Origin of the sequence: Kribbella sp. (assembly GCF_035687465.1) — a bacterium.
GTDB lineage: Bacteria > Actinomycetota > Actinomycetes > Propionibacteriales > Kribbellaceae > Kribbella.
Map to the genome: position 1 here is coordinate 1 of NZ_DASRXP010000711.1, position 8,404 is coordinate 8,404.

Here is an 8,404-nt window from a genome sequence, read left to right on the forward strand (position 1 = left end):
AGCGGGTTCGTTCATGCTGGGATCGAGCAGGAGGACGCGATGCGGGCGGAGTTCACGAGGGTGCACGTGTGCCGGCGGATGGTCAGGTCATTGGAGGCCGGTTTCGGTGAGGATTCGGGTGATGGTGGCGGCGAGGGTGGATGACTCGTCGATGACGGTTTCCTTGGGTGATTCGAGGAGGTCGCGGGCGTGGTACCACTCGCGCATCGCGGCCGCGTCGAATTCTGTGGCCTTCGGGCGGGTGGCGTGGCGGCGTACGGTCTCGTCGAAGGGGACGTCCAGGTAGTAGAAGTACGACGGGCCGGCGTGCTGACGAGCCAGCCGGGCCAGCATCACGGCGTACCGGCTGGTCGGAAGGATGCCTTCGACAACGGTGTGGAATCCGCGTCGCAGGGCGAGGCTCGCGAGCTGCTCGATCGCCGTGATGTTCGCGCCGTCCGGTTCGTCCAGTTCCTTGAAGATGGTCCGCCGGATGTAGTCCTGCTCGACCCAGGCGACGCCCCGCCCGTACGCCGCTCTGATGCCTGCGGCAACCGAACTCTTACCCGAACCCGAGTTGCCGCGCAGCACGATCAATCGCGGGTCCTCGGTCACCCAGCCACTCTATGCAAAGCGGCAGACCATCCCTACCAAGTAGCGGGCTGGCCCGGGAGGTGGGTGCCGAAGGTCCACTCGTAGCCCTCGGGGTCGGCGACACGGCAGCGGTAGTTGCCCCACTCGGTGTTGTCGGGGGTCCAGATCGTCTCGGCGCCGGCCTTCACCGCGTTGGTGTAGACCTCGTCGACGGCGGCCTCGGACTCGAGTGCGACATAGCTGCCGTGGCCGACGCTCACACCCTTGCGAGCTGGGCGGTCGTAGCCCTCCTCGTCGGTGAAGAGCGTGATCGCCACGTTGTCGCGCCGCATCTCGGCGTGCATGATCCCGCCCTTGTCGTCGGGATACTTCGTCGTCGTCTCGAACCCGAACGCCTGCTCGAGCCACTCGAGCGCGGCGGCCGCGTCCCGGTAGGCGAAGTAGGCGTGGAGGCTGGCCGGGCGAGTACTGCTGTTCTCAGTCATAAGCCCAGCATCCCGAAGGTAGCGGCCACCTCCTGACCTCTACTCGAAAGGGTTGAGTGGATTACTGCTGGAAGTGGCCTGGGCCGAGGATTTGCCAGCCCTTTGCGGTCGGGTCTGTGATCGAGGTGACCGGCATCGTGAAGGTCCTGACCTGCTTGTTCGGGCGGCTGATCGCCCAGAAGGTCGGCTTCGAGGAGGAGCGATCCCACGCGATGCCCTGGCCCTGTACGTCCGGGAGGTCGACCGTCGCGACCCACTGCAGTTCCGCGCCGGCCTTCGGCAGGTTCATTACGTACGCCTCGCCGAGGTCGTGCCCGGTCAGCCAGAGCCGGCCGTCCGGTCCCCACGAGCCGCCGGAGTTGCTCATCGGCTTGAACTTGTCGAGGATCTGCTTCGGGATCGTCCAGGACGCGGTGACCTCGAACTTGTCGTTCAGCTTCACTACCTGGGTGTTGTAGGTCTGCCCGTACGGCTCGGTCTGACCGTCCTGCACCACGTCGTAGTTCGCGAACCCGGCCCACCAGGCGCCGTCGTGCCGGTCCAGCCAGGTGAGCGAACCGCGGTAGATCCCGAAGCTGTACGTGTCGACGTGCCGCATCGTCTTGGTGTCGAACACCTCGATCGAGCTCTCCATCGGCCATTCCGGGTAGTTCGAATGCACGGCGTACAGCTTGCTGCCGACGACGACTCCGCTGTCCAGGTGCTTGAACGGCCCGGCGGCGTCACCCGCGAACTGCAGCAACGGCTGGCCGGTGGTCCGGTCGTGCTTGGTGATCGTCCGGTTGTTGACGGCGTAGAAGTACTTCCGGTCCACCGCGACCGCCTGGTTCGCGTCGAACGCGTCGTACGACCTAAGCGGCGTCGCAGCAAACGACGGCGGCTCGGCAGCGGTCGCAGTACTGGCTTGCGGTACTGCGGAACCGGTGGCTGATGCGGTCGGTAAGGCAACCAGAGCAGCCAGTGCTGTAGCAGCCAACAGGGCAGACAGTTTCGGGCGGATCATGTCATCCTCCAGACGGTGAGACTCAGACGGAGGCATCTTCACCGTGTTCGCGGTGCAGGCCCGAAACGCCCTGCGCCAACGGGATGAATGCTGGGTGAATGGCCTTGCGGCAGGCAACTGTAGTGAGCTTTTGGGCACCGTCAGTTGTCGTTCGTCAGCTGTTGACTCCCTGCGCGAGGCGGCAGACCATCCGCTTTAACGGGTGTTTTGTCGGCCAAGGGGGGCCACCATGGAGATCCATCGCATCGGACGCGACGCCAGCGTGCTCAACAACCAACTCGAGGTACCAGGCGTCGGCTACCTCGCTGTCAACGCGTTCGTCCTGAAGGCGGCCGAGCCGGTCGTCGTGGATACCGGGCTCAGCCTGCCCGGCCGGGGTTTCATGGACGCGCTGGGCTCGGTTCTCGACCCCGCGGACGTCCGCTGGATCTGGCTCACGCACCCCGACCGCGACCACACCGGCGCGCTGTTCGACCTGCTCGAAGCGGCGCCAGAAGCGCGGGTGATCACCACCTTCATCGGCGCCGGCATCATGTCGACCGATCGCCCGCTTCCGATGGACCGGGTGTACCTGCTCAACCCCGGCCAGTCACTCGACGTGGGCGACCGCACCCTGCGAGCGTTCCGTCCGCCGCTGTTCGACAGCCCGGCGACCGTCGGCTTCTACGACGACAACTCGGGAATCTGCTTCAGCTCCGACTGCTTCGGCGCGCCCATGCCGACCAGTGAGCTGGCCGGCTGCGCCGAGGTCAGGGACGTTCCGCGGGACGATCTTCGCGCCGGGCAACTGTTGTGGGCCGTCATCGACAGTCCCTGGGTGCACAACGTGGATCCGGCGAAGTACCTCGGAACCGTCGAGCCGATCCGCGCCATGGACCCGGCCGTCATTCTCAGCACCCACCTGCCTCCGGCCGCCGGGCAGACGGCTGAGTTCCTCGACATGCTCGCCGCCGCGCCAGGCGCCGATCCCTTCGTCGGTCCCGACCAGCGTGCGCTGGAAGAGATGCTCGCAGGCTTCGAGCCGGCCGGTACGGCGTAGGCCTTCTCAGTTGGCTATCGAAAGCTGCTCGTCGGCATCCTTCGCAGGTGCACGAGCGGCTCGCTGACGACGAAGCCAGATGAAGAGGGCTACGCACGGGATCATCAGGCCGCCGACGCCTAGAACGAGGAAGCTCCAGAACTGATCGATGTGGTCGACCAGCCAACCGAAGTTCTGGCCGAAGAATCCGGTGATGAACGTCAGCGGCAGGAACACCGTGGCCAGGATGGTGAGCTGCTCGATGGTGGCGTTCTGCTGAACGCTGACCTTGGTCTGCTCGACCGAGATCACCGCCATGTTCGCCTCGAGCACGGTCGCCAGCAGATCACGCTGCGCGGCGACCTCTTCGTTGACCAGCACCAGGTGGTCGTGCACGTCGCGGAAGTACGGCAGCAAGCCGGTGTCCCGCGCTCCTCGCTCGACGGTTGCCAGTACTGCGAGCAGCGGGTGCACCGCGCGGTAGAAGTCCGTCACCTCACGACGAAGGAAGTAGATCCGCTCGGTCGGCGCGACGGAACCCGCGAACACGGTCCGCTCGACCTGTTCGATGTCGCGCTCGAGTTCGGCGACCACCGGCCCGTACCCGTCCACGACCTGGTCCAGGATCGCCCAGAGCACGGAGTTCGTGCCGTTCTCCAGCAGTTCTGGGCGGTGTTCGAGCCGGGTCCGGGCGCCGTGGAGCTCGCTGGCCACGCCTTGGCGGACGGTGATCACGAACGCCGGCCCGACGAACACGCTGACCTCCCCGAAGTCCACCTCCTCCCGTTGGTCGTCGTACCGGGCGGTCCGCAGGATCACCAGCCGGATGTCGCCCTCGTACGGTTCGACCTTCGGCCGCAGGTGGAACGTCTGGGCGTCCTCGACCGCCAGCTCGTGCAGGCCGAAGTTCTCGCTCACCTGGCTGAGCTCCTCCGGCGTCGGTTCGTACATGCCGAGCCAGACGAAGCCGCCCCCGCGGACCCGGGTGGCCGCGTCCTCGACCGACATCGGGCCGACGTGCTGGCGGTGTCCGTCGCGGTAGTACGCGCAGTCGATGATCATGGTCAGCTCCTCGTCGATACTTCTTGGGCCCACCCCCGATCCTGACCCGGCCCGGGCGTGGGAAATAGGCTTGACCGGACAAAGTCGTGATGAACATCCCGGTGAACCTCGAGGAGATCCGATGGCCCGCCCGCTCGTGTTGATGCCTGGTCCGATGAACCGGTCGGTCCTGTCCGGGACGGCCGAGCACTTCGAGGTGATCCGGCTCTGGGAGGCGGACGACCCGGACGCAGTACTGGCTGAGCGGGGCAAGGAGATCGTTGCTGTCGCCACCGCCGGTACGACGATCGACGGCGCCTTTCTGGATCGTCTGCCGTCGGTGCGGATCGTCGCGAGCTTCGGAGTGGGGTACGACAAGATCGACGCCGCGGCCGCCGCGACACGTGGCGTGGTGGTGACGAATACCCCCGGCGTGCTGGACAACGAGGTGGCTGACACCGCTCTCGGTCTGCTGTTGATGACAGCTCGCGAACTCCCGCAGGCCGAGCGGTATCTGCGCACGGGACGTTGGCAGGAGCGCCCCTACCCGTTGACCAAAGCAACGTTGCATGGCCGGACGATGGGCATCCTCGGACTGGGTCGGATCGGTGAGGCGATTGCCCAGCGCGCGTCGGCCTTCGGGATTTCCGTTGCCTATCACAACCGTCACCCGAAGGATGTTGCCTACCGCTACTATCCGACGCTGGTCGAGCTCGCTACCGCTGTGGACATCTTGATGGTGGTGATTCCGGGCGGCGACGAGACCCGGCATCTGGTCGATGCCGAGGTGCTGGAAGCGCTTGGTCCGGACGGAATCCTGATCAACGTCGCGCGCGGTTCGGTGGTCGACGAAGCTGCCTTGGTCTCGGCGTTGCAGTCGCGGACGATCCTCGGTGCGGGTCTGGATGTGTTCGAGCACGAGCCGGACGTCCATCCCGGGCTGTTGGAGCTGGACAACGCAGTACTGCTGCCGCACGTCGGCTCAGCGAGCATCCCGACCCGGGACGCGATGGGCCGGCTTGTCGTGGACAACCTGATCAGCTGGTTCGACACCGGCGTACCACTGACACCTGTGCAGGAGTCAGCGGATCTGGTACGAAAGCTCCGTGGCTGACCAGAACGCCGTACGCCGGATCGCACTCGACCTACCCGAGGTCCGCGAGGACGAGGATCGTTTCGCGTTCGCCGTCGGCAAGAAGGCGATCGCCTGGGTGTGGATGAAGCGGGACGCCCCGAAGCAGCCCCGGATCGCACAACCCGACGTACTGGCGATCCGGGTGGGAGGTGCCGCGGAGAAGCAGGCGCTACTGAGCGCGGACGAGGAGAAGTTCTTCACCGAGGACCACTACAACGGCTTCCCCGCGGTCCTGGTCCGCCTGCCCGCCGTCGACGAGGTGGAGCTCCGCGAACTCCTCACCGACGCCTGGCGTATCCAGGCGCCGCGCGCACTCGTGAAACAGCACAAGCTCTAGCCCGTACTGCGTTGGCGTGGCGCAAGTGGTTCAGCTGGCTGCCGGGGTCGGGAGGTCCCAGATGCGGTTGGTGCGCCAGGCGTATTCCAAGGCCTGGATGTCGGGCGGTTCGATGCCGAAGCCGGTGAGGATCGCGCAGACCTGCTCGCGGTGGTGGTTCGCGTGGTTGAGCGCCTGGGCGATGAAGATGCCGGCCCGGGTCCCGCGGGTCTCGTCGTCCACGATGATCACGCGCTCGACCTCGATCGGCTTGGCCAGCGTCTCCTCCCAGAGCAGCCGCGCCTCCTCGTTCCACGCTTCCAGCTTGTCGAAGGTGATCTCGCCGTCCATCGAGGCGAGCGGCTGGTCGGCGAGCCGGCCCAGGTAGCCGCGGTCGCACCCGATGATGTGCTCCAGCGTCGCGAGGATGCCGCCGAACGTACCGACCCCGGTGACCTCGAGCTGCTCCGCCGTGAAGTTCTGATCTCGGCAGAACCCCACGAGCTCCGTGGTGGCCCAACTGTTGTGCCTGATCGCGTCCAGCAAGACCTCGTTCATGCCTGCCCGGTCCTCTCGTCGACTACAAGGCAGGCTAACGCGCACCATCACCGGACCAGAACTCATTAAGCGGCGCCGCGGCGCCCGACTCAGGCCTGCTGGGTGACGTTTACCATCCACCCGATGCCGAACCGGTCGACGCACATGCCGAACTCGTCGCCCCACATCTGCTTCTCCATCGGGACCGACACAGTGCCGCCGTCGGACAGCTTGCCCCAGTAACCACGCAGCTCGTCGCCGTCGTCCCCGCTCAGACTGACCGTGATGTTGTCCCCCGGCGTATGCGTCATCCCCTCAGGCGTGTCCGCCGCCATCAGGCAGTACCCGCTCGGGCTCTCAAGCTGGCCATGCATGATCTTGTCCGCGTCCGGCGAGTCCTGCGCGCCGTACTCCCCGAAGGTGTTCACCTTCAAGTCGCCGCCGAACACACCCTGGTAGAACTCCAGCGCCTGCCGCGCGTTTCCGTCGAAGCTGATGTACGGATTGAGTAGAGACGCCATCGCAAACTCCTTTGTCTGTGACCTGTTCTCGCACCCTAGCCCCGCCCTCCGACAATCCGCGACGCCTCACCGCCGACAACCCCACCGCGTCACCACCCACACCCAACCAGTCATCCCAACAAGACGAACAGAGGAGCAGCTGGGTGACACTCGTGCTGGTAACCGGAGCCACCGCACAACGTTGCCGACGAGTGGTTCGGCCGCCACACCTTGCAACTTCCGCCAGCGACCGTACTGCGTGTCGCGGGCGAGGTCGGCGACCACCTCGGGTTCATCTGTGGGACGACCGGCAATGAGGGTGAGGTCTGGGAACTCTTCGACGCGATCGTCAGCCTCAGCGTCGAAGTACAAGCTCTCCGCGAGCGGTTGGCAAGCCGGGGCAGCTTCGGCAGCAGCGAGGCCGAGCTGCAGCGGGTCCTTCGCTGGCAGCACAACATCGATGCGGTCAATGCAGGCTTCGGTGCTCTCATAGTGGATGCCAGCGGCCCGGTTGATGAGGTGGTAAACCAGTTGCTGGCGGACCTCGAGGTACGACTAGGGTCTGTCGGGTGATCCTTCGCCATGTGACGTTCGATGCTGCCAACCCCTACGAGCTCGCCGTTTTCTGGAGTCGCGCCACCGGTTGGTCTGTGTCCGATGAGGACAAGCCCGGCGACAACGAAGTACTGGTTGAGGCTCCTGCGCCCGTTCCCGGCATGCTGTTCATCGGCGTACCGGAGGGCAAGTCCGCGAAGAACCGCCTCCACATCGACTGGGTCCCGGACGAGCGCACCCGTGACGAGGAGGTCGAGCGCCTCCTCACCCTCGGCGCCACCATCCACGAGGACCACCGCAAGCCCAACGGCCGCGGCTGGGTCACCCTCCTCGACCCCGAAGCCAATGAATTCTGCATCGAGATGAGCCAGGCAGAACGCGGCGAGTAGCAGCACGTACTGCGTCTGCCGCGCACCCGCCACCGAGCAGCTGCTCCCCCGCACGAAGCCCTGGACGACCTAGCGCCGGAACAACCTCCGCAGCAACGAAGGACTTGACGAACCAGGTGCCGCCACGGGCAACGGTTCGTCGGCCTCGAAGACGGCTAGTTCCGCCAGCGCCCGACCCAGTACGTGGGAGGGGTGCTCGACCTCGCCGGCTGGTTCGCCTCGTTCCACGGCCTGCCGACCGCCTTCCACGTCCGGTACGACTTGCGGCCGCTGCTCCAGATAGCGCACCACCAGGGTCCTCGCAGCAGCTCGTGCATCCAGCGCGACAGCCCACTCGACCAGACTGACCGGATCGATGATCCACGAGGTGGGGAAGTCCTCGGCAGCGAGTTGCGGTTCTGACAGGGAAGCGAGCGGCGGGAGGACGAGGTCGCGCAGTACCGGCACCAACTCAGCCGGTGCCAGAAATCCCTCGCCCAGCTCGCGCAGCCGCCCGAAGAGCTCCACATCGCTGCTCGCACCCACGAGATTGATGAGGTGGCTGGAGAACAGAAGATCGTCCCTCCGGTGCGCCAATCCCGGGTTGGCCGCGCGCCACCGATCCAGGCGTGCGTCACGCACCGAAACGACGACATTCACGTGCGTGCCGTCGCCGGCCCGGTTGTAGTGCGACCCCATCAGCTGCAGCTCAAGCGCCTGCGACCCCCGCTCGGTCGAGGCCGTACGATCCGTCTTCCGCCAGACAAACCCGTTGCCCAGGGCCCCAGCGAGCCAGCGGCCGTACTCGTCGACCATCGCCGCGGGTTTGTCATCGACACCGAACACCGGAGGGTCTTCCACGCTCGCATCCTG

The 8,404-nt window shown here is 65.9% G+C and carries 12 protein-coding genes; 5 read left to right on the forward strand and 7 right to left on the reverse strand.

The features are described 5' to 3' along the window. Positions 1 to 87: 87 nt before the first annotated feature. The 3 genes from VFG33_RS38780 to VFG33_RS38790 all read right to left on the reverse strand — a co-directional run bounded on the left by VFG33_RS38780 (position 88) and on the right by VFG33_RS38790 (position 2,061). Complete coding sequence (locus VFG33_RS38780) at positions 88 to 594, reverse strand: AAA family ATPase (protein WP_325058028.1); 507 nt, start codon at positions 592 to 594, stop codon at positions 88 to 90. 32 nt (positions 595 to 626) lie between these two features. Continuing rightward, the gene (locus VFG33_RS38785) at positions 627 to 1,058 is read right to left on the reverse strand and encodes a VOC family protein (RefSeq protein ID WP_325058029.1); all 432 of its coding nucleotides are present in this window, start codon (positions 1,056 to 1,058) and stop codon (positions 627 to 629) included. A gap of 61 nt (positions 1,059 to 1,119) precedes the next feature. Beyond that, a complete protein-coding gene (locus VFG33_RS38790; protein ID WP_325058030.1) occupies positions 1,120 to 2,061 on the reverse strand; it encodes a hypothetical protein in 942 nt (313 codons plus the stop codon). A 229-nt stretch (positions 2,062 to 2,290) separates the two neighbouring features. On the opposite strand from VFG33_RS38790, the gene VFG33_RS38795 reads away from it, so the two are divergent. Further along, positions 2,291 to 3,100 carry an MBL fold metallo-hydrolase gene (locus tag VFG33_RS38795; RefSeq protein ID WP_325058031.1) on the forward strand — a complete coding sequence of 270 codons (810 nt, stop codon included), beginning with the start codon at positions 2,291 to 2,293 and terminating at the stop codon, positions 3,098 to 3,100. A gap of 6 nt (positions 3,101 to 3,106) precedes the next feature. Here VFG33_RS38795 and VFG33_RS38800 read toward each other — a convergent pair whose 3' ends face one another. Beyond that, positions 3,107 to 4,174 (reverse strand): magnesium and cobalt transport protein CorA, encoded by a 1,068-nt coding sequence (locus VFG33_RS38800; RefSeq protein WP_325058032.1) that lies wholly within the window; start codon positions 4,172 to 4,174, stop codon positions 3,107 to 3,109. Positions 4,175 to 4,262: 88 nt separating this feature from the next. Here VFG33_RS38800 and VFG33_RS38805 point away from each other — a divergent pair, with 88 nt between their 5' ends. Both VFG33_RS38805 and VFG33_RS38810 read left to right on the forward strand, forming a co-directional pair. After that, on the forward strand, positions 4,263 to 5,234 hold the full coding sequence (locus tag VFG33_RS38805; RefSeq protein WP_325058033.1) for a 2-hydroxyacid dehydrogenase: 972 nt from the start codon (positions 4,263 to 4,265) through the stop codon (positions 5,232 to 5,234). Further along, positions 5,227 to 5,592 carry an MmcQ/YjbR family DNA-binding protein gene (locus VFG33_RS38810; protein ID WP_325058034.1) on the forward strand — a complete coding sequence of 122 codons (366 nt, stop codon included), beginning with the start codon at positions 5,227 to 5,229 and terminating at the stop codon, positions 5,590 to 5,592. Before VFG33_RS38805 ends, VFG33_RS38810 begins: the two co-directional genes overlap by 8 nt. Positions 5,593 to 5,622: 30 nt before the next feature. On the opposite strand, the gene VFG33_RS38815 is transcribed toward VFG33_RS38810, so the two are convergent. Further along, positions 5,623 to 6,129, reverse strand: a complete 507-nt coding sequence (locus tag VFG33_RS38815; RefSeq protein WP_325058035.1) for a DinB family protein — start codon at positions 6,127 to 6,129, stop codon at positions 5,623 to 5,625. Positions 6,130 to 6,218: 89 nt separating this feature from the next. After that, the gene (locus VFG33_RS38820; RefSeq protein WP_325058036.1) at positions 6,219 to 6,629 is read right to left on the reverse strand and encodes a VOC family protein; all 411 of its coding nucleotides are present in this window, start codon (positions 6,627 to 6,629) and stop codon (positions 6,219 to 6,221) included. Between the two features lie 210 nt (positions 6,630 to 6,839). On the opposite strand from VFG33_RS38820, the gene VFG33_RS38825 reads away from it, so the two are divergent. Continuing rightward, complete coding sequence (locus VFG33_RS38825) at positions 6,840 to 7,181, forward strand: nucleoside/nucleotide kinase family protein (protein WP_325058037.1); 342 nt, start codon at positions 6,840 to 6,842, stop codon at positions 7,179 to 7,181. Beyond that, a complete protein-coding gene (locus VFG33_RS38830) occupies positions 7,178 to 7,552 on the forward strand; it encodes a VOC family protein (RefSeq protein WP_325058038.1) in 375 nt (124 codons plus the stop codon). The genes VFG33_RS38825 and VFG33_RS38830 overlap by 4 nt, the downstream gene beginning before the upstream one ends. A gap of 69 nt (positions 7,553 to 7,621) precedes the next feature. Here VFG33_RS38830 and VFG33_RS38835 read toward each other — a convergent pair. Continuing rightward, a partial coding sequence (locus tag VFG33_RS38835; protein ID WP_325058039.1) for a hypothetical protein occupies positions 7,622 to 8,404 on the reverse strand: 783 nt, incomplete at its 5' end.